The organism is Telluria sp. ZT3P26 (assembly GCF_059686035.1).
The window spans coordinates 1,423,185-1,443,681 of the sequence record NZ_JCASII010000001.1; the positions used below are offsets into that span (position 1 = coordinate 1,423,185).

General features: G+C 62.5%; 22 protein-coding genes. 17 read left to right on the forward strand and 5 right to left on the reverse strand.

The window, feature by feature from the left end:
* Positions 1-400: 400 nt before the first annotated feature.
* From flhD to AC56LN_RS06350, 16 genes are all read left to right on the forward strand, one after another.
* Positions 401-718: a flagellar transcriptional regulator FlhD gene (flhD, locus tag AC56LN_RS06275; protein WP_332531140.1), complete on the forward strand. Its 318-nt coding sequence runs from the start codon at positions 401-403 to the stop codon at positions 716-718.
* Between the two features lie 52 nt (positions 719-770).
* Positions 771-1,370, forward strand: a complete 600-nt coding sequence (flhC, locus tag AC56LN_RS06280) for a flagellar transcriptional regulator FlhC (RefSeq protein ID WP_499570468.1) — start codon at positions 771-773, stop codon at positions 1,368-1,370.
* Between the two features lie 22 nt (positions 1,371-1,392).
* On the forward strand, positions 1,393-2,178 hold the full coding sequence (locus AC56LN_RS06285) for a class I SAM-dependent methyltransferase (protein WP_499570469.1): 786 nt from the start codon (positions 1,393-1,395) through the stop codon (positions 2,176-2,178).
* Between the two features lie 147 nt (positions 2,179-2,325).
* The gene (gene motA, locus AC56LN_RS06290) at positions 2,326-3,180 is read left to right on the forward strand and encodes a flagellar motor stator protein MotA (protein WP_332531143.1); all 855 of its coding nucleotides are present in this window, start codon (positions 2,326-2,328) and stop codon (positions 3,178-3,180) included.
* 52 nt (positions 3,181-3,232) lie between these two features.
* Positions 3,233-4,168, forward strand: a complete 936-nt coding sequence (gene motB / locus AC56LN_RS06295) for a flagellar motor protein MotB (RefSeq protein ID WP_499570470.1) — start codon at positions 3,233-3,235, stop codon at positions 4,166-4,168.
* A gap of 34 nt (positions 4,169-4,202) precedes the next feature.
* Positions 4,203-4,751 carry a chemotaxis protein gene (locus tag AC56LN_RS06300; protein ID WP_499570471.1) on the forward strand — a complete coding sequence of 183 codons (549 nt, stop codon included), beginning with the start codon at positions 4,203-4,205 and terminating at the stop codon, positions 4,749-4,751.
* 75 nt (positions 4,752-4,826) lie between these two features.
* A complete protein-coding gene (locus AC56LN_RS06305) occupies positions 4,827-5,192 on the forward strand; it encodes a response regulator (RefSeq protein WP_332531146.1) in 366 nt (121 codons plus the stop codon).
* Positions 5,193-5,233: 41 nt separating this feature from the next.
* On the forward strand, positions 5,234-7,393 hold the full coding sequence (gene cheA / locus AC56LN_RS06310) for a chemotaxis protein CheA (RefSeq protein WP_499570472.1): 2,160 nt from the start codon (positions 5,234-5,236) through the stop codon (positions 7,391-7,393).
* A 31-nt stretch (positions 7,394-7,424) separates the two neighbouring features.
* Positions 7,425-7,928: a chemotaxis protein CheW gene (locus tag AC56LN_RS06315; RefSeq protein WP_183558070.1), complete on the forward strand. Its 504-nt coding sequence runs from the start codon at positions 7,425-7,427 to the stop codon at positions 7,926-7,928.
* A gap of 82 nt (positions 7,929-8,010) precedes the next feature.
* On the forward strand, positions 8,011-8,865 hold the full coding sequence (locus AC56LN_RS06320; protein ID WP_482899350.1) for a CheR family methyltransferase: 855 nt from the start codon (positions 8,011-8,013) through the stop codon (positions 8,863-8,865).
* Positions 8,866-8,880: 15 nt separating this feature from the next.
* Positions 8,881-9,477, forward strand: a complete 597-nt coding sequence (cheD, locus tag AC56LN_RS06325; RefSeq protein WP_482899349.1) for a chemoreceptor glutamine deamidase CheD — start codon at positions 8,881-8,883, stop codon at positions 9,475-9,477.
* A gap of 17 nt (positions 9,478-9,494) precedes the next feature.
* Positions 9,495-10,559 (forward strand): protein-glutamate methylesterase/protein-glutamine glutaminase, encoded by a 1,065-nt coding sequence (locus AC56LN_RS06330; RefSeq protein WP_482899348.1) that lies wholly within the window; start codon positions 9,495-9,497, stop codon positions 10,557-10,559.
* 129 nt (positions 10,560-10,688) lie between these two features.
* Positions 10,689-11,087, forward strand: a complete 399-nt coding sequence (gene cheY / locus AC56LN_RS06335; RefSeq protein WP_005666673.1) for a chemotaxis response regulator CheY — start codon at positions 10,689-10,691, stop codon at positions 11,085-11,087.
* Position 11,088: 1 nt separating this feature from the next.
* A complete protein-coding gene (gene cheZ / locus AC56LN_RS06340) occupies positions 11,089-11,739 on the forward strand; it encodes a protein phosphatase CheZ (RefSeq protein ID WP_499570473.1) in 651 nt (216 codons plus the stop codon).
* A gap of 32 nt (positions 11,740-11,771) precedes the next feature.
* Positions 11,772-12,986: an EAL and HDOD domain-containing protein gene (locus tag AC56LN_RS06345; protein ID WP_499570474.1), complete on the forward strand. Its 1,215-nt coding sequence runs from the start codon at positions 11,772-11,774 to the stop codon at positions 12,984-12,986.
* 67 nt (positions 12,987-13,053) lie between these two features.
* Positions 13,054-13,440 carry a response regulator gene (locus AC56LN_RS06350; protein WP_499570475.1) on the forward strand — a complete coding sequence of 129 codons (387 nt, stop codon included), beginning with the start codon at positions 13,054-13,056 and terminating at the stop codon, positions 13,438-13,440.
* 23 nt (positions 13,441-13,463) lie between these two features.
* On the opposite strand, the gene panC is transcribed toward AC56LN_RS06350, so the two are convergent.
* The 5 genes from panC to metG form a co-directional block, all read right to left on the reverse strand.
* The gene (panC, locus tag AC56LN_RS06355; protein ID WP_499570476.1) at positions 13,464-14,303 is read right to left on the reverse strand and encodes a pantoate--beta-alanine ligase; all 840 of its coding nucleotides are present in this window, start codon (positions 14,301-14,303) and stop codon (positions 13,464-13,466) included.
* Between the two features lie 27 nt (positions 14,304-14,330).
* Entirely contained in the window at positions 14,331-15,188 is an 858-nt protein-coding gene (locus AC56LN_RS06360) for a segregation and condensation protein A (protein WP_499570477.1), read from the reverse strand.
* 14 nt (positions 15,189-15,202) lie between these two features.
* Positions 15,203-15,412, reverse strand: coding sequence for a DUF3460 family protein (locus AC56LN_RS06365; RefSeq protein WP_332531156.1), 210 nt, complete (start codon positions 15,410-15,412; stop codon positions 15,203-15,205).
* Positions 15,413-15,514: 102 nt separating this feature from the next.
* Positions 15,515-16,831 carry an enoyl ACP reductase FabMG family protein gene (locus AC56LN_RS06370; protein ID WP_499570478.1) on the reverse strand — a complete coding sequence of 439 codons (1,317 nt, stop codon included), beginning with the start codon at positions 16,829-16,831 and terminating at the stop codon, positions 15,515-15,517.
* A 162-nt stretch (positions 16,832-16,993) separates the two neighbouring features.
* Positions 16,994-19,159 (reverse strand): methionine--tRNA ligase, encoded by a 2,166-nt coding sequence (gene metG / locus AC56LN_RS06375; protein WP_499570479.1) that lies wholly within the window; start codon positions 19,157-19,159, stop codon positions 16,994-16,996.
* 161 nt (positions 19,160-19,320) lie between these two features.
* Here metG and apbC point away from each other — a divergent pair, with 161 nt between their 5' ends.
* Positions 19,321-20,409, forward strand: coding sequence for an iron-sulfur cluster carrier protein ApbC (gene apbC / locus AC56LN_RS06380; RefSeq protein ID WP_343025479.1), 1,089 nt, complete (start codon positions 19,321-19,323; stop codon positions 20,407-20,409).
* The last annotated feature ends 88 nt before the right edge of the window (positions 20,410-20,497 follow it).

Sequence of the window (20,497 nt, forward strand, 5' to 3'; positions counted from 1 at the left end):
CCTAAAGTCGGCGGCAAGGCTGCCGTAAATGGAAGAGCAGGCGGGTTCGAAGCAAATTGTGTGTTCGAAAAAATTTTGAAAATTTCTTCAAACTGACCCTAAAGTTGTTCCGCCAGTTGCCGTTAAAGAGATAAGCGGCTATTGCCGAGTGGCAAAATTGCGACAAACGCGATTTGTTGCTGCGTATCATCAAGGCGCATTCCTGCGCCATACAGCCCCGGTTTTCACCAGGGTTTCATAGGGGGCCAGATGGGTTTGTCAGACAAACTCCTATGGCTCCGTCTCGTCGTTCACTGACTGAAAATACAGACTTTCTCCAATTTGAGAATAGTTTCCCCACAGTCAGAATCTATCTCATCGGCAACACAACGGCAGCCGAGACAACGACCGGAGAGAGAAAATGACGATGAATGACATGATGGCTGAAATTCGCGACGCTAACCTGAGCTACCTGATGCTGGCTCAGCAAATGATTCGTGCAGACAAGGTCACCGCCATTTTCCGCCTGGGCGTCTCGGCTGACATCGCCGACCTGATCGAAGGCATGAGCAATGCGCAGATCCTGAAGCTTGCCGGTGGCAACATGATGCTGGCCCGCTTCCGCTTCGACGACAGCGCGATCCTGTCGATGCTGACGAGCCACACGAAGGAACGCAGCCTGGCCCAGTCGCACGCCGCCATCCTGATGGCCGGCCAGCCAGTCGAAGAGATCGTATAATCGCTGCCAGCGGCCTTGCTGTAAGGCCGACAGAGCCGGGAGCAGTATCGCCATGAGTAAAAAGAGCGTTGTCACCGAGGCGCAGGAAATCCAGCTCGCCATTGAACTGATCAACCTTGGCGCACGCCTGCAACTGCTCGAGACCGAAGTCTCGCTGTCGCGCGAACGCCTGCTCAAGCTGTACAAGGAGCTCAAGGGTGTCTCTCCACCCAAGGGCATGCTGCCGTTCTCGACCGACTGGTTCCTGACCTGGCAACCGAATATCCATTCGTCGTTGTTCATCAATATCCACCAGTTCCTGGTGGAGCATGCCGGCGCCACCGGCATCCAGGCCGTCATGAAGGCCTACAAACTCTATCTCGAACAAATGCCGCCGGCGCCGAACGAAGAGCCGTTGCTCTCGCTCACGCGCGCCTGGACGCTGGTGCGCTTCTTCAATGGCGGCATGCTGCAACTGGCCCCATGCAGCAAGTGCCAGGGCAAGTTCATCGTCAACGCTCTCGACCTCAACAGCGACTACCTGTGCGGCCTGTGCCACATGCCTTCGCGCGCCGGCAAGACCCGCAAGGCCAAGGAAGCGCTCGACCAGGCGCGCGCCGATGAACAGGCTGAACGGGCCGGGCAGCAGGCCGAAGGCCTGGACCCGGCCTGATCCGGCACGCCGGCAGCCTCACTTGCCAGCTTCACCTGCCTCCCCGCCGTCCCGGCGCCTGCTGGGCGCGCCCGCGATCCGGGCGCTGCTGCTCCAGCTCGCCGCATTTCCCCTCACGCTTGCCGTCGTCTACCTGCTTGCCACGGGCGGCCTGGTCGTTTCGTACTGGCACGTGGCGCTGGTCCAGGGCCTGCTTGCCGTCGGTCTGACCTGGTGGCGCGGCCTGGCGGTCTGGTGGCGCGCGATCCAGTTCGGTTTCCCTCTGGCGCTGCTGGCCACCAGCACGCTGGCGATTCCGCCGCTGGCGTTCCTCGCCGTGTTTCTGTTCCTGCTGCTGCTGTACTGGTCGACCTACCGCACGCAGGTGCCGTATTACCCGTCCGGGCGCAAGGTGTGGGAAGCGGTGGACGCCGCGCTGCCGCAGGCCAGGGCGCTGCGCGTGATCGACATCGGCAGCGGCATCGGCGGGCTGGTGCTGGCGCTGCAGCGCCGCCGGCCAGACGCGCGCATCGAGGGCATCGAGCTCGCGCCGCTGCCATGGCTGGCCAGCTATGTGCGGGCCAGGCTCGCGCGCAGCCCGGCTGCCTTCATCCGTGGTGACTACGAACAACTGAACCTGGGCGACTACGACGCCGTGTTCGCCTACCTGTCGCCGGCCGCCATGACCGCGCTGTGGCGCAAGGCCGCGCGCGAGATGCGGCCCGGTTCGATGCTTTTCAGTTACGAATTCATCGTTGTCGGACAAACCCCGACGCGTGTTGTGCATCCGTACACAGATGGGCCCGCATTGTATATATGGGACTTTTAAGAGACAAACGGTGAGTTTCCGGGGTGGTTTTGCTTGCCGGACAGCACTTCTCCAGCTAAAGTAATTCCCTGAATAAACATTTTCTGAAATTGCCGGTTCCGAGTCGTCATGTCGCGACACGCTACGGGCTTTCTGGAGCAAAATCCTTTGTTAGTTATTGTTGGTTACATCATCGTCTGTGCCTGCGTGTTTGGCGGCTTTGCCCTGGCGGGTGGTCACCTGGCGTCCCTGTGGCAGCCGATCGAGCTGTTGATGATCGGCGGCGCCGCGTTCGGCGCTTTGTTTGTCGGTAACAGCGGCAAGGCCATCAAGGCGACGCTCAAGGCGTTTCCCAGCATTTTCAAGGGCTCGAAGTACACGAAGGACATGTACATGGAACTCATGGCGCTGCAATTCGACGTGCTGTCCAAGGTCCGCAAGGAAGGCCTGATGTCGATCGAGGGTGATATCGAAGCACCGGACGCGTCGCCGCTGTTTTCCAAGTACCCGGCCGTCGTGTCCGACCATCACATCATCGAATTCATGACCGATTACCTGCGCCTGATGGTGTCCGGGAACATGGACGCGATGCAGATCGAGAACCTGATGGACAACGAGATCGAAACCCACCACCACGAAGGCGCCATTCCGGCCCACGTGATCGCCAAGATCGGTGACGGCCTGCCGGCCTTCGGTATCGTGGCGGCGGTGATGGGCGTGGTCCACACGATGGAATCGGTTGGCTTGCCGCCGGCCGAACTGGGCATCCTGATCGCCAAGGCGCTGGTCGGTACCTTCCTCGGCATCCTGCTGGCCTACGCGTTCGTCAGCCCGCTGGCCACCGTGCTGGAGCAGAAGCTCGAAGAGTCGACCAAGATGTTCCAGTGCGTGAAGGTGACGCTGCTGGCGAGCCTGAACGGCTACGCGCCGGCGCTGGCGGTCGAATTCGGCCGCAAGGTGCTGTACTCGACCGAGCGCCCGACCTTCGCCGAGCTCGAAGAACACATCAAGAAGAAGAAGTAGGCCGCGATGACCGCATCCGATCTTTCGCTGCCGTACCCCATGGAGAATGAGCGTGGCTGACGACAACGCACGTCCCATAGTCATCAAGCGCATCAAGAAGGTGGCCGGCGGCCACCACGGCGGCGCCTGGAAAATCGCGTACGCCGACTTCGTGACCGCGATGATGGCGTTCTTCCTGCTCATGTGGTTGCTGGGCTCGACCGCCAAGGGCGACCTGGTCGGCATCTCCGAATACTTCAAGACCCCGCTGAAGGTGGCAATGCAGGGCGGCTCGGGCTCGGGCGATTCGTCGTCGGTGATCCAGGGCGGCGGCGAAGACCTGACGCGCACCGCCGGCCAGGTCAAGCGCGGCGACTCGGCTCCAGTCAGCAAGAGCTATGACCTGCAGGCGGCCAAGGCGGCGCTGGCGCGCGAAGAAGGCGAGCGCCTGAAAACCCTGAAGGCGCGCATCGAGGCGGCGATCGAAGTCAATCCGATGCTCAAGAAGTACCAGAACCAGCTGCTGCTCGACATCACCAGCGAAGGCTTGCGCATCCAGATCGTCGACGAAAAGAACCGCCCGATGTTCGCGATGGCCAAGGCCGAGCTGCAGCCGTACACGAAGGAAATTTTGCACATCATCGGCATGGTACTCAACGAGGTACCGAACAAGCTGGGGATCTCGGGCCACACCGATTCGACGCCGTACCACAGCGACGCCGGCTACAGCAACTGGGAACTGTCGGCCGACCGCGCCAACGCGTCGCGACGCGAAATGGTGCTGGGCGGCCTGCAGGACGACAAGGTGCTGCGTGTGGTGGGACTGGCCTCGGCCGCGCACCTCGACGCCAAGGACCCGTTCAGCCCGATCAACCGGCGCATCAGCATCATCGTCATGAACAAGCGCACCGAAGACGCGGTGCGGCGAGATGCGTCCACGCTGGACGTGCCGGCCGAGGACGCCGAGGCGGCAGCGACGGCGACGTTGAATGCGGTGAAACCGCGATGACCGACGCTGTGCGGGCAGGTTTGGAGAGAACACGATGACAAGAAAAAAGATACTCGGATCGCATGTCAAGCGCCTGCTGTCAGGCGTGTCGGTGCATGGCCGGCGCCACCTGACCGAAGTGGAAGCGGATCTGCTCCAGACCGAATTGCTGCTCGAAGAAGCCATCGACAAGCTCACCGGCAGCTTCGTGGCGCTGCATGCCGTCGTCGGCGCGCGCCAGGAAGCGATCGACCGCATGCTCGCCGGCGGCACGCTGTCGCCTGAAGATCGCGCGTTGCTTGGCTCGATGTCGGCTGACGTCAGCGCGCACGTGAACACGGCGATCACCAGCATGCAGTTCCAGGACCTGACGGCGCAGCTGATCGAACGCACGCTGCGCCGCGTGTCGGGCTTGCGTGACTTCCTGGGCACGCTGAACGATCATGGCGCGGGGATCGCGCCGGACACCGGCAGCGACGAAATCGTCGACCGCCTGGGCCAGGTGAGCGTCGCGCTGGCGATCCAGTCGCTCCAGTTGCGCAGCACGCTGCGCAGGTCGGTCGAACAGAAACACCTGGAAAGCGGCGACGTCGAACTGTTCTGACCACGCCGCCGCCCGTATTCACCCAACAACCAATTCAACCCGGGTCCGCCCGGTGTAAAACAGCAGGAGCACAAGATGGCAAAAACGATTCTCGCAGTCGACGATTCCAGTTCACTACGCCAGATGGTGGCTTTCAGTCTGAAGGCCGCCGGCTACCATGTGGTGGAAGCCGTGGACGGCCAGGATGGCCTCGACAAGGCGAAGCTGCAGGCTGTCGACCTGGTGCTGACCGACCAGAACATGCCGAAGATGGATGGCCTGGCGCTGATCAAGTCGCTGCGCACGCTGCCTGGCTACGCCAAGACGCCGATCCTGATGCTGACCACCGAGTCGTCCGATGAAATGAAATCGAAGGGCCGCGCTGCCGGCGCCAATGGCTGGCTGGTCAAGCCGTTCGATCCGCAGCGCCTGATCGAGGTGGTCAAAAAAGTGATCGGTTAAGCCATGAATTTTGGCTTAGGCAACCACGAGCGGACATCCCCATGAGCATCGACATCAGCCAGTTTTACCAGGTCTTTTTTGACGAAGCAGAAGAGCTGCTCGCCGAAATGGAGCGCCTGCTGCTGGGCGTCGATCTGGCAGCGCCCGACGCCGAGGACCTGAACGCGATCTTCCGCACCGCGCACTCGGTCAAGGGTGGCGCCTCGACCTTTGGCCTGACCGATATGTGCGACGTGACGCACGTGCTCGAGTCGCTGCTCGACCGTATCCGCAAGGGCGAGATGGCGCTGACGTCGAACCACGTCGATGCGTTCCTGGCGGCCAAGGACGCGCTCAAGATGCAGCTGGACGGCCATCGCCACGGCAAGCACGTCGACCAGGAAGTCGTCGCCAACGTGCGCATGGCGCTGCATGACCTGGCCGAAGGCGTGGTGCCGGTGGCGCCGGTCGTCGCGCCGTCGTACCTGTCGGCGCCGGCACGGGTCGAGCTGCCCACCGAAGGCGCGCACCGCTACAAGATCGAGCTGCCGCAAGTGGCGCAGCGCGACATCGATGCGCTGGTCGACGAGCTGGGCCTGATGGGCCGGATCTCGGTCGCGCCGCTCGACGGCGGGCGCACCGCCGTCATCATCACGACGCTGGAAAGCCTGGACGACATCATCGCGATCTGCTCGTTCGTACTCAATCCCGATGACCTGAAGATTTTCGAGGCGCCGGCGCTCACGCCCGAGCAGCGCCTGATCGAAGCGGCCGAACGCAAGCGGATCGAAGACGACCAGGGTTACGGTTTCTTCGGCCCGGACGACGATGTCGCGCCTGCCGCAGGCGAACCATCCGAAGACGAACTCGGTTATGGCTTCTTCCAGCCGATCGAGCAGATCCGCGCAGCCGCCGGCATCGTCGAGAGCGCGCCGGAGCCGGTGGCCGCACTTGCCACGCAGGCCCAGAACGTGGTGGAGCACCTGGCTGAACTGGCGCTGGAAAAGAAAGCGGCGCGCAAGGACGACAAGAACGAGTCGTCGTCGATCCGCGTGTCGGTCGAGAAGGTCGACCAGCTGATCAACCTGATCGGAGAACTCGTCATCACCAATGCGATGCTCGAGCAGCGCAGCGCCGTGCTCGATCCGATCCTGCACGAACGCCTGCTGTCGTCGGTCAGCCAGCTCGACCGCAACACGCGCGAGCTGCAAGAGGCGGTGATGTCGATCCGCATGATGCCGATGGACTTCGTGTTCTCGCGCTTCCCGCGCATGGTGCGCGACCTCGCCGGCAAGCTCGGCAAGAAGGTCGACTTCATCACCAATGGCGCGGCCACTGAACTGGATAAAGGGCTGATCGAGCGCATCGTCGATCCGCTGACGCACCTGGTGCGCAACTCGATTGACCATGGCGTCGAAATGCCGGCCGCGCGCATTGCCGCGGGCAAGAGTGAAGCAGGGCGCCTGTTCCTGTCGGCCGGCCACCAGGGTGGCCATATCGTCATCGAAGTGGCCGATGACGGCGCCGGCCTGAACCGCGAGAAAATCCTGGCCAAGGCGGCGCAGAACGGGCTGGCAGTCTCCGACACGATGACGGATGCCGAAGTCTGGCAGCTGATCTTCGCGCCAGGCTTCTCGACCGCCGATACGGTCACCGATGTGTCTGGCCGCGGCGTGGGCATGGATGTCGTCAAGCGCAATATCACCGCGATGGGCGGCACGGTCGACATCCGTTCGGCGGCCGGCTTCGGCACGACGATCTCGATTTCGCTGCCGCTGACGCTGGCGATCCTGGACGGCATGTCGATCCGCAGCGGTGAAGAAATCTACATCCTGCCGCTGTCGTTCGTGGTCGAGTCGCTGCAGCCGACGCCGCAGGACGTACGCGAGATCGCCGGCCGCGGGCGCGTGCTGAAAGTGCGCGGCGAATACCTGCCGATGATCCCGCTGTACCAGATGTTCGATATCGAACCGGTGCACCGCGACCCGTCCGACGGCATCGTCGTCATCCTCGAAACCGAGGGCAAGAAGGCCGCGCTGTTCGTGGACGAACTGGTCGGACAGCAGCAGGTGGTCGTCAAGAACCTGGAAGCGAATTACCGCAAAGTCGCCGGCATATCTGGCGCAACCATCATGGGCGACGGTGGTGTCGCCCTGATCCTCGACGTGGCAGCGCTGGTGCGCTCGTCGCGCCAGCTGGCCGACGATCCCGTCGTTCAATAAATTTTATTTTCACTGCAAACAAAGGAATACCATGTCCAACCTGGCAAACACCCTCTCGACCGACGGCACCGCGCACGACGGCGCCGGCAGCGAATTCCTTGCCTTCACCCTGGGTTCGGAAGAATACGGCATCGATATCCTGAAGGTGCAGGAAATCCGCGGCTACGAAGCCGTGACCCGCATTGCCAATGCCCCTGAATTCATCAAGGGCGTGATCAACCTGCGCGGCATCATCATTCCGGTGGTCGACATGCGCATCAAGTTCAAGCTGGGCACCCCGGTGTACGACCAGTTCACGGTCGTGATCATCCTGAACATCGGTGGCCGCATCATGGGCATGGTCGTCGACAGCGTCTCGGACGTCACCACGCTCACGCCAGACCAGATCAAGCCGGCCCCGGAAATGGGCAGTGCCTTCAATTCGGACTACATGATCGGTCTGGGCACCGTTGACGAGCGCATGCTGATCCTGGTCGACATCGACAAGCTGATGTCGTCGAGCGAAATGGGCCTGATCGACAAGCTGGCGGCGTAAGCCACCGGTCTGCGTCGGCACCAAGCACAACAATCCGGCCGGCTTTTTGAGCCCGCCATCGTATTCAAGAAAGTCACGCACAGTGCCGCAGCAGAAAACAGAAACCAACAAAGAATTCGATTTCACACGGCGTGATTTCGAACGGGTGCGCGCGCTGATTCACCAGCGCGCCGGCATTTCGCTGGCCGACAGCAAGCAGGAGATGGTTTACAGCCGCCTGGCCCGGCGCCTGCGCGCGACCGGCATCCAGTCCTTCACGCGTTACCTGGACGACCTGGAAGCAGGGCGCATGGACCGCGAGTGGGAGTCGTTTACCAACGCGCTGACCACCAACCTGACGTCGTTCTTCCGCGAGGCGCATCACTTCCCGCTGCTGCTCGACCATCTGGTGGCGCTGCACAAGAAAGATACGCGCCCGCTGCGCATCTGGTGCTCGGCCGCGTCCACCGGCGAAGAGCCGTATTCGATCGCGATGACGGCCTGCGAAGCGTTCAACACGCTCACGCCGAAAGTCGAGATCATCGCGACCGACATCGACACCAATGTGCTGGCCACGGCGTCCAATGGCGTGTACCCGATGGAACGCATCGAGAAGGTCTCGCCGGAACGCCTGCGCCGCTTCTTCTTGCGCGGCAAGGGCGCGCACGAGGGAATGGTGCGCATCCGCCCCGAGCTGCGTTCGCTCGTGACGTTCAAGCCGCTCAACCTGCTGGCCGATGGCTGGCCGCTGGACGGGCAGTTCGACGCGATCTTTTGCCGTAACGTGATGATCTATTTCGACAAGCCGACCCAGCGCACCATCCTGAGCCGCTTCGTGCCGCTGATGAAGAATCACGGGCTGCTGTTTGCCGGCCACTCGGAGAACTTCCTGTACGTGTCCGATTCACTGCGCCTGCGCGGCAAGACCGTGTACGAACTCGACGCGCGCACGGCGTAAGAACGAAGGGCGACCATGAACAGCCAATTCGCAACCAATCTGTACCACGATCGTACATTCGCGATCGATGCCGCCAAGATCCTGCCCGGCGAGTACTTCTACACCAAAGAGAACATGCTGATCTCGACCGTGCTCGGCTCGTGCGTGTCGGCCTGCATCCGCGACCGCATCACGGGCCTGGGCGGCATGAACCATTTCATGCTGCCCGACGGCGCGGCCGAGCCCAACAATCCGGTATCGGCCTCGATGCGCTACGGCACCTTCGCGATGGAGATCCTGATCAACGATCTGCTCAAGGCCGGGGCGCGCCGTGAACACCTCGAAGCGAAGGTGTTCGGTGGCGGCGCCGTGCTGCGCGGCTTTACCGCGATGAATGTCGGCGAGCGCAATGCCGCGTTCGTGATGCAGTTCCTGAAAACCGAACGAATCCCGGTGCTGGCCGAAGACCTCAACGACATCTACCCGCGCAAGGTGTTCTTCTTCCCGCGCACGGGCAAGGTGCTGGTCAAGAAGCTGATGCAGACCCACAACGACACGCTGGCCAAGCGCGAACTCGATTACGCCAAGCGCCTCAAGGTCGAACCGGTCGGCGGCGCGATCGACCTGTTCTGAGCAATTACGGAGACACCATGAAAATCAAGGTCCTGATCGTCGACGACTCGGCATTGATCCGCAGCGTGATGAGCGAGATCGTCAATTCGCAACCCGATATGGAAGTGGTAGCCACGGCGCCAGATCCCCTGGTCGCACGCGAACTGATCAAGAAACACAATCCGGACGTGCTGACGCTCGACGTCGAGATGCCCAAGATGGATGGCCTCGACTTTCTCGAAAAGCTGATGCGCCTGCGCCCGATGCCGGTGCTGATGGTGTCGTCGCTGACCGAGCGCGGTTCGGAAATCACGATGCGCGCGCTGGAGCTGGGCGCGGTCGACTTCGTCACCAAACCCAAGATCTCGATCCAGAGCGGCATGCGCGAGTACACCGACATGATCGCCGACAAGATCCGCGGCGCCGCGCGCGCACGCATTGCCCCGCGCAGCCGCACGCCCCAGGTGGCCAGCACGCAGCTGTCGGCGCTGAGGAGCCCACTCATTTCGTCCGAAAAACTGATCATCATCGGGGCCTCGACCGGCGGCACCGAAGCGATCCGCGAATTCCTGATGCAGATGCCGTCCGATTGCCCGGGCATCCTGATTGCCCAGCACATGCCCGAAGGCTTTACCACGTCGTTCGCCAAGCGCCTCGATTCGCTGTGCAAGATCAGCGTGGTCGAGTCGGCCGGCAACGAGCGGGTACTGCCCGGCCACGCGTACATCGCGCCCGGTCACTCGCACCTGTTGCTGGTGCGCTCCGGTGCAAACTACATGACGCGCATCGAGCAGAGTCCGCCCGTCAATCGTCACCGGCCATCGGTCGATGTGTTGTTCCGTTCTGCTGCGCAGGCGGCCGGTAAAAACGCCGTTGGTGTTATCCTGACCGGCATGGGCAAGGACGGCGCGGCGGGCATGCTCGAGATGCGCGAAGCCGGCGCCCACAACTTCGCGCAGGACGAAGCGAGCTGTGTCGTGTTTGGCATGCCGCGTGAAGCGATTGCCATCGGCGCCGCCCACGAAGTCGGTCCATTGCAGGCGTTACCCCGCCTTGTACTCGATCATCTGGCCGCCCAAGGCAGCCGGGCGTTGCGCGTTTGAACTGAATTCATCATCCTTCCATGCTTTGTGGGCTATTTTATCGCCGCAGAGCAACAAAAATGCTATTCTTGCGTCTGTAAAAGTAGCTTACCCAACAAACCAAATTAGTAGATTCAAACGGAGTAATTCATGGCTGATCCAAAGATGCGTTTTCTGGTTGTTGACGATTTCTCGACGATGCGCCGCATCGTCCGGAATCTGTTGAAAGAACTGGGTTATGCCAACGTCGACGAAGCAGAAGATGGCGTCATGGCGCTCGCAAAACTGCGCAGTGAATCGTTCGACTTCGTCGTCTCGGACTGGAACATGCCGAATATGGACGGCTTGACCATGCTGCAGAATATTCGTGCCGACCCGGCACTGGCCAAGCTGCCGGTGCTGATGGTGACCGCCGAAGCGAAGAAGGAAAACATCATCGCGGCAGCGCAGGCAGGCGCCAGCGGCTACGTCGTCAAGCCATTCACGGCTGCGACGCTGGACGAAAAGCTGAACAAGATTTTCGAGAAACTGGACAAAGCCGGAGCCTGAAATGGTTGAGCAGAACACCGCGCCTGTTGCTGGCGCGTCTTCGCACGATGAGGTGCTGAGCCGGGTTGGTCACATGACCCGCGCACTGCACGAAAATCTGCGCGGCCTGGGCCTCGACAAGCTGATCGAGAAGGCCGCAAGCGACATCCCCGATGCGCGCGACCGGCTCGACTACGTGGCGCAGCTGTCCGAACAGGCTGCCAAGAAGGTGCTGGATGCAACCGACGCGGCTGGCCCGCTGCAGGATGCCATCGAGACGCGTTCGAACGACCTCAAGGCAGGTTGGCAGGCACTGCTCGATGCGCCTGCCGGCGAGGCAACCGATGCACAATGGCGCGCGCTGGCGCAGCGCACGATTGCCGGTCTGGACGAGTCGCGTGCGGGGGCAGTTGCCACCCGCAGCGAACTGATGAGCATCATGATGGCCCAGGATTTCCAGGATCTCACCGGCCAGGTCATCGGTCGCATCACGGGCATTGCGCAGAACCTCGAAAAACAGCTGGTCCAGGTCCTGATCGATTTCGCACCAAGCGAGATCAAGCGCGAACTGGACAACGGCCTGATGAACGGTCCGCAAATCAAGCCCATGGGCACCGAAGTCGTGGCAAACCAGGGGCAGGTCGACGACCTGCTCGACAGTCTCGGGTTTTGAGCTTGCGCCGAGCAATTTGAAACGGCGCCTCCATGCATCGCACCAACTTCATTGTCCGTGAACCGCTGCTCGATCCGCGGCAGCGCGTTCTCGGCTATGAGCTGTCGTGGCAACAGCACGACGGCCGTATTCCCACCGGCCTTGACCTCGAAGGTCTGGTCGGTTTTGTTGCCGAGCACGTCAACCATGTCGACCAGGGTTGGCTGCGGCGCGACAAGATCCTATTCCTGGATGCCGTGCCGGCCATGCTGTCGACCGACGCGCTGCACGCGCTGCCGCCGGAACACACGGTCCTTGCCTTCGATATCCGCCAGTTGACCGACGTCGACGTGCGCTCGGCCGTGCAGGCCGTGCGCGCCGGTGGCGTGGGCGTTGCCATCCGTGGCTGCGACCTCACGCTGCTGGGGCGCAACCTGGCGCCATACGCATCGTACGTCGAAGTCCGTTTTACCGGCAGTGACGTGGCCGACCAGGCTCGTACCTACGCCAGCGCCAAGCATTCGTCGCTGCGCATGGTCGGGCGGCCGGTGGGTACGTGGGCCGATTTCGATGCCTGCGCCGCACTTGGCCTGGATGCCTTCGTTGGCAAATTGCACCTGACGCCCCGGCCCGGCAATCCCGTCAAGGGCATGAACCCGAGCCAGCAGATCATCCTGCAACTGATGCAGATGGTGCAGGCCAATGACGATGTGGGCAGGCTCGAAAGCGTGCTCAAACGCGATCCGGCACTCACCTACAAACTGCTGCGCTACATCAACACGGCAGGCTTTGGCGCCGGCCGCGAAGTGCAATCGCTGCGCCAGGCCATCTCGCTGCTCGGCTACGCGCCGCTGTACCGCTGGCTGGTGCTGCTGCTGGCCACGGCCAGTGCCAGCGGTTATTCGCCGGTGCTGATGGAAACAGCGGTCGTGCGCGGCCGCCTTGCCGAACTGCTGGGGCAAAAAGCCCTGGGCAAGGGCGCGGCCGAACACCTGTTCGTGGCCGGCATGTTCTCGCTGCTTGACCGCCTGCTGGGCCTGTCGATGCAGGAAGTGCTTGACGCGATCCAGTTGCCCGATGAAGTCGTCAAGGCACTGACCAAGCGCGAAGGCAGTTACGGGCCGTATCTGGCGCTGGCCGAAGCGTGCGAGCTCAATTCGAACCTGGTGGCGTCGCTGGCGGCAGCGGTTTCCCTGAGCCCGGCCGACGTCAACGAGGCGCATCTGTCGGCGCTGGCGTGGGCGCAAAGCGTGGGGCTGGACGGGTAGGGATCTGGCCTGCTGGCGCCTGTGCATACGTGGCGGCGTCCATCTGGCGGCTCTGCTAGCATGCCGGATGAAAAATATTCTCCTGGTCGACGATCTGGGCATCGACGTCATGCTGACGCAGCTCGCCCTGCAAGAGTTCGCGTTCGACCATCAACTGGTCGTGGCGGGCGATGGCGCAGAAGCGTACGCGTTGCTGCGCGAGCAGCGTTTCGATCTGCTGCTGCTCGACATCAAGATGCCGCAGGTTGACGGGTTCGAGCTGCTCGCGCGCCTGCGCGCCGAGGCCCTCGGCGCCATGCCCGTCATCATCGTGTCAGGCTCCGGCCTGGCGGCGGACCGCGCCCGCGCCGAGGCGCTGGGTGTCGACGACTACGTGCAGAAGGCCGTCGATTACACCGGGTTCAAGCGGGAGTTGCGGGCAGCGCTGGTGCGCCAGGGCTGCCCGGCGGGCTGAGGCCCGCGGGGCGGCTCAAGCGATCAGATTTCCAGATTATCGATCAGGCGCGTGTTGCCCAGCTTCGCTGCGGCAAGCACGACCAGCGGCGCGCCATTCGTCAGGTCGGTCGCGTCCGGCGCCTGCAGGTCGCCGCGCTTGCGCACCGAGATGTAGTCCGGCTTCCAGCCGCGCTCGGCCAGCGCCGCCATCGCGCGCGCTTCGACCTGCGCGATATCGCGCTCGCCGGCGCGCACGCTGTCGGCCACGGCATTCAGGTTCTGGTACAGCACCGGCGCTTCAGCCCGCTCGGCTGCCGACAGATAACCGTTGCGCGACGACAGCGCCAGGCCATCTTCGGCGCGGTAGGTCTCGGCGCCGATGATCTGGGTTGGCATGGCGAACTGGCGCGCCATATTGCGCACGATCATCAGCTGCTGGTAATCCTTTTTGCCGAACACGGCCACGCGCGGTTGCACGCACGAGAACAGCTTGGTCACGACCGTGCACACGCCCTCGAAGAAGCCAGGCCGGAATTCGCCTTCCAGCGTGCTGCCCAGGCCATCGGGCGGACGCACGCGGTACTCTTGCGGCTCCGGGTACAGGTCTTTCTCGGTCGGCGCGAACAGCACGTAGACACCTTCTTTTTCCAGCTTGGCCACGTCTTCCTGGAAGGTGCGCGGGTACTTGTCGAAGTCTTCGTTGGGGCCGAATTGCAGGCGGTTGACGAAGATCGAGGCGACCACCGGGTCGCCATGACGGCGCGCCAGGCGCATCAGCGACAGGTGGCCCTCGTGCAGATTGCCCATCGTCGGCACGAACGCCGTGCGCAGTTGGCCGCTGAGCTGGTCGCGCAGCTCGTCAATGGAAGAGATGATTTTCATGTTGGATCGGTTCAGGAAAGGCCGGCTTCAAGCCGGTGAATAGGCCAGCCGCACATAGATCGGTGCGAACGGTTCGGCCTGGGTAATTTCAATCAAGGTTTCTTTGGCAAGTTCGAGCATGGCCACGAAGTGGACGACGACAATCGGCACCGTGTGCTGGCCCGTGAACAGGTCGCCGAATTCGACGAAGCGCTGCGATTGCAGCGTGCGCAGGATGGCCGACATGTGCTCGCGCACCGACAGTTCCTGGCGCCCGATCCGGTGATGCTGGGTCAGCTTGGCGCGGCGCAGTACATCGAGCCAGGCGCGCTGCAAGTCCCAGGGATCGACGTCGGGCAGCGGCTGGACCAGGCCCTGCTCCACGAACAGCTCGGGCCGGACAAAATCACGGCCTTCCTGCGGCACATTGCCCAATGCGACGGCGGCGGTCTTGATCTGCTCATAGTCCAGCAAACGGCGCACCAGTTCGGCGCGCGGATCGCCCGCATCCTCGATCAGTTCGTCCTGGCGCTTGGGCAGCAGCATGCGCGACTTGATCTCGATCAGCATTGCCGCCATCAAGAGGTACTCCGCGGCCAGCTCGAGATTGCTCTTGCGGATCTGCTCGACATACACGAGGTACTGCAGGGTGACCTGCGCCATCGGGATATCGAGAATATTGAAGTTTTGCCGGCGGATCAGGTAGAGCAGCAGATCGAGCGGGCCTTCAAAGGCGTCAAGAAAGATCTCGAGCGCATCGGGCGGGATGTACAGGTCGTTCGGCAAGCGCGTGAGCGGTTCGCCGTACAGGCGTGCCAGCGTGGCGTCGACCGGCGCAGGATGCGGTGTGTCGCTGGCGGGCTGGGTGGACACGTCGTGTCCGTCAGCCGCCCCGTCGGGCATCATGCGCGCGACCGTCCTCAGACCTTGTTCTGGTACGGATAGGCTTGCTGGCGCAGGCGCGATTCTTCGGTGCGTGCCTGTTCATCGAGCGACACCGGGGACTTGTCCCACAGCAGCGCGCGACCGGCCACCTGGCCCGCATCCATCTCCGGGTGCTGTTTCTTCAGTTCCGAGATGAACTTGGTGTGCTCGGATTCGTAGTTCACGTGTTTTTTCGAGAAGATCATGATTGGCTTCGTGGGTGCAATGGAACAGCGGCTTGACGACAACGGCGGCGGGGCAGATTCTTGCGCCCCGCGCCGCTCGCGTCAAGTATGACGATGTTGCGCTTACTTGTGCAGCGCGTTCAGCTGGCGCGCGATGATGTCGTGGTTCAGCCACAGCACCGGGGCGATCTTTTCGGACGCGCCATGGAACATCAACGGGCCGGCGCCTTCCAGCACCAGGCTCGACAGGTGATCGGTGATCAGCGCTTTCTTGTCCTTGTGCAGGGCCGTGATCGCTTCCGAGGTGCCGATCATCACATCGGCCAGGGCCGGCGTGTTGTCCATCGGCCAGGCTTCGAAGTTGCGGAACTCGGCGCTGGTGGCGTCGTTGTTGTAGCCCTCGATCGTGTCGAGCAACTGCTGCAGCGACGTGCCTTCGCCCAGCAGCTCTTCGCAGATGCGCCATTGCTCGTCGGCCCAGGCGCCGCCGCCTTCGCGCTTGAGCGCGACGAGCAGCGGGAACAGCGACAGTTCGACGCCGACAAAGATGTCCGACGAGTTCGTGCGGATTTCAGGGCAGTTGAACACGGTGGACGTGATGCCGTTCTTCCACGCCCCTTCGGCCACCGACTCCAGGCGCATCTTGGCGTAGCCCTGCGTGTAGTTGGTGTAGGTCTGCCAGTGGTACTCGCCGCCGATCAGGATCTCGGTGCCATGGTAGCCATAGGCCGTATAGCGCACTTCGCCGCCGGCCTGCGTGACGCGGTCGCGGATCGTGGCCGACGCGTCGATCAGGTACTTGAGCGTGTTGGCTGAGACTTCGTCGAAGTTCATCAGGATCAGTTTGCCCAGATCGCTGTCGAGCAGGGCGCGCGACGACATGAAGCGCTCGCCACGGCCTTTGTAGATGCGATTGGCAATAGCCAGGAAGGCCTTGATCTTCGGGATGCCGCCGGCCATCGTGTGGGCGAAGAACACATTCGCACCCTGTGGCACCAGCTTGTCGATCTCCTGCATGACCTGGGCGGCCGAGGTCGTGAAGCGGCGCACGCCGGCTTCGCGGCAACGCTCGATGTGCTCCCAGTCCAGCGTTTCTTCCTGCCAGGTTTTGAGCGTGATCCCGGACAGCATTTCGGTCGGGTTCTTTTCGCCTTCCGGTGCGTCCATATCGAAACCGGCCATCAGCGGCACATTGATGATGCGGCCGCCCAGTTTTTCTTCGGCTTCGGCCAGTTCATCAGCGTCCAGCGGGCGCAGCGCGCCGGTCTCGTCACGGCGGCCGACGGTGATGCCGACGATCGTCATGCCGGCAGCGCGCGCTTCGTCGATCAGGCCATTTACATAGCCGCGGCCGAACAGTTCACCGAACAGGACGAACACGTCGCCTTTGCGGAACACGTTGGCGGTCGGAATATGGCGCAGGGGAGTCAAATCGGTCATGGTTCTTGGCTACCTATCAAAAGAGTTTGTAGGGCGTCTTGTCATAGTTTAAACATGGCATTGTACACCCGGTACTAGCCCCGGAATTCGTGCCCGGGGCCGTCCGGCGACTGGCCTGCGGCCACCGGAGTAGCACGCCAGGCCAGGCGCCGGTGTGAAGCATCAGCGGATGCGCATGCCTGGCGTCGCGCCCGGCATCGGGTCGAGCAGGTACAGGCCCGGATTGGTTTTCTCGTCGGCGCTGGATGCACAGAGGACCATGCCTTCCGAGATGCCGAACTTCATCTTGCGCGGGGCCAGGTTGGCCACCAGCACCGTCAGTTTGCCGATCAGGTCCTCCGGCTGGTACGCCGACTTGATGCCCGAGAACACATTGCGGTGACGGCCTTCGCCGACGTCAAGCGTCAGGCGCAGCAGTTTGGTCGATCCTTCGACGTGTTCGCAGTTGACGATCTTTGCCACGCGCAGGTCGATCTTGGCGAAGTCGTCGATCGTGATGGTCGGCGCCAGGGCTTCGATGTCGCCTTCGTTGTCCACGGCATCTGGCGCCTGTGCTGCCGCCGGGGCAGCAGCAGCCGGGGCGGCGATCGCAGGAGCAATTGCCGCCGGGGCAGGCTTGTCGAACAGGTTCTCGACCATCTTGGCGTCGACGCGCTGCATCAGGTGCGTGTAGGTGCCGATGGTGCGGCCGAGCATCGATTCGTAGACGGCGGCGCCATGGGTATCGGCCCAGCTCAGTTCAGCGTCGCCCAGGAATTCGGCGACGCGCGCGGCCACTTGCGGCAGCACCGGTTGCAGCATGATCGTCAGTTGACGGAACAGGATCAGCGCGGTGGTGCAGACGTCGTGCAGTTCGGCTGTTTTGGTGTCGTCCTTGGCCAGGATCCATGGCTTGTGTTCATCGACGTAGCCGTTGATGACGTCGGCGATTTCCATGATCTCGCGCAGTGCGCGGCCGTACTCGCGTGCCTCGAAGCTGGCGGCCACCGATGCCTGGCGCTCGGCGCCATCGTGCATCAGCGCCTTGCAGATCCAGTCGCGGCCCAGCGGCGAAACGCTGTCGGCCAGCTTGCCGTCAAAGCGCTTGGCGATGAAGCCGGCGCAGCGGCTGGCGATGTTCACGTACTTGCCGATCAGGTCGCTGTTGACGCGGGCCACGAAGTCGTCGCCGTTGAAGTCCAGGTCTTCCACCTTGGCGTTGAGCTTGTAGGCCAGGTAGTAGCGCAGCCACTCCGGGTTCATGCCCAGCTCGAGGTAGCGCAGCGGCGAGATGCCGGTGCCGCGCGACTTGGACATCTTTTCATTGTTCACCGTCAGGTGGCCGTGCACGGCGACTTTCAGGTTGTCGATGATCGGGTGGCCCGAGAAATTGAGCATCGCTGGCCAGAACAGCAGGTGGAACGAAACGATGTCTTTGCCGATGAAGTGCAGCTGCTCGGCGGCAGGGTCGTTCAGGAATGCCTCGACATCCAGGCCCTGCTTGTCGAAGTAGTTCTTCAGGCTGGCCAGGTAGCCCACCGGCGCGTCCAGCCACACATAGAAGAACTTGCCCGGCGCATCGGGAATCGGGATGCCGAAGTAGGGCGCGTCGCGCGAGATGTCCCAGTCGGCCAGCTTTTCGCCGGCGTCGCCCAGCCATTCCGAGACCTTGTTGACCATTTCCGGCTGCAGGCGGCCGGGCGTGTTCAGCCATTCTTTGAGGAACGTGAAGCAGCGCGGGTCGGACAGCTTGAAGAAGTACTGCTCCGACGGCTTCAGGACGGGCGTGGAGCCGGTGAACACCGAGAACGGGTTGATCAGTTCGGTCGGCTGGTAGGCGGCGCCGCACACTTCGCAGTTGTCGCCGTACTGGTCCTTGGCGTGGCACACCGGGCATTCGCCCTTGATGTTGCGGTCGGCCAGGAACATGCCCTTGACCGGATCGTAGAAGCGGTCGACGGTCTTGGTGACGATCAGGCCGGCATCGCGCAGCTTGCGGTAGATGCCTTGCGAGAGTTCGACGTTTTCAGGCGAATCGGTGGAGTACCAGTTGTCGAAGGCGATATGGAAGCCATCGAGGTACTGCGCCCGGCCGGCGGCAATCTTGGCCACGAATTCCTGTGGCGTGATGTTTTCTTTTTCGGCCGCGATCATGATCGGCGTGCCGTGGGTATCGTCGGCGCAGACGAAATGCACTTCGCGTTTCTGGCCGCCCTGCACATTGCCTTCGCGCTGCATTCGCTGGAAGCGGACCCAGATGTCGGCCTGAATGTACTCCATCATGTGGCCGATATGGAAGGCAGCATTGGCGTAAGGCAGTGCAGTGGTGACGAACAGCTTGCGGGTCATGGTTGAAACGCTTCGGTTATATGAAAAGAAGCATTTTAACAGCGGATGGCCCTGTGCGCGCAGGGGGTATTGCCCGTGGTTTACGACCAACAGGCTGGCCGCCCAGCCGTTTTGCGCTACACTTCGCCCCAATATCAATCGGAGAACACCCGGAGAGCACCATGAGCATCACTGAAAGCGATATCAAGACGGCATTGGCGAGCGTTATCGACCCCAATACCACCAAGGATTTCATCACCACCAAATCGATCAAGAACATCCAGATCGACAACGGCCAGGTCACGTTCGAGCTGGAACTGGGCTACCCGGCCGCCAGCCAGGTCGAGATGCTGCGCCAGATGGCGGCCAGCGCCGTGCTGGCCCTGCCGGGCGTCGAAGGCGTGGCCATCCGCGCCTACAGCAAGATCGTGTCGCACACGGTCCAGCGCGGCATGAAGGTCATGCCGAACGTGAAGAACATCATCGCCGTTGCCTCGGGCAAGGGCGGGGTCGGCAAATCGACGACGGCCGTCAACCTGGCCCTGGCGCTGCACGCCGAAGGCGCCAGCGTCGGCATCCTGGATGCGGACATCTATGGTCCATCGCAGCCGATGATGCTGGGCGTCAGCGGTCGCCCGCTGACCAATGACGGCAAGAGCATGGAGCCGCTGGAAAACCACGGCATCCAGGTGTCGTCGGTCGGCTTCATGATCGACCCGGATGAGCCGATGGTGTGGCGTGGCCCGATGGCCAGCGGCGCGCTGCAGCAGCTGCTCGAGCAGACCAACTGGCGCGACCTCGATTACCTGATCGTCGACATGCCGCCAGGCACCGGCGACATCCAGCTGACGCTGTCGCAGAAAGTGCCGGTCACGGGCGCCGTGATCGTCACCACGCCGCAGGACATCGCCTTGCTCGATGCGCGCAAGGGCCTGAAGATGTTCGAGAAAGTCGGGATCCCGATCCTGGGCGTGGTCGAGAACATGAGCACCCACACCTGCACCAACTGCGGCCACACCGAAGCCATCTTCGGCCACGGCGGTGGTGAAAAGATGTGCGCCGATTTCGGCATCGAGTTCCTCGGCGCGCTGCCGCTGACGATGTCGATCCGCGAGCAGGCCGATGCCGGTCGTCCGACCGTCGTGGCCGATCCGGATGGCGCTGTCGCCGCGGTCTACAAGCAGATCGCCCGCAAGGTCGCGATCAAGATTGCCGACAAGGCCAAGGACATGAGCAGCAGGTTCCCGAGCATCGTCGTCAAGAACGACTGACGTCAAAGCGGGTCGGGCCTGGCGCCCGGACTCGTTTCACGAAGCCCCTGCGCGACGCTGTTGCGCAGGGGCTTTGTTCATTCTGCAG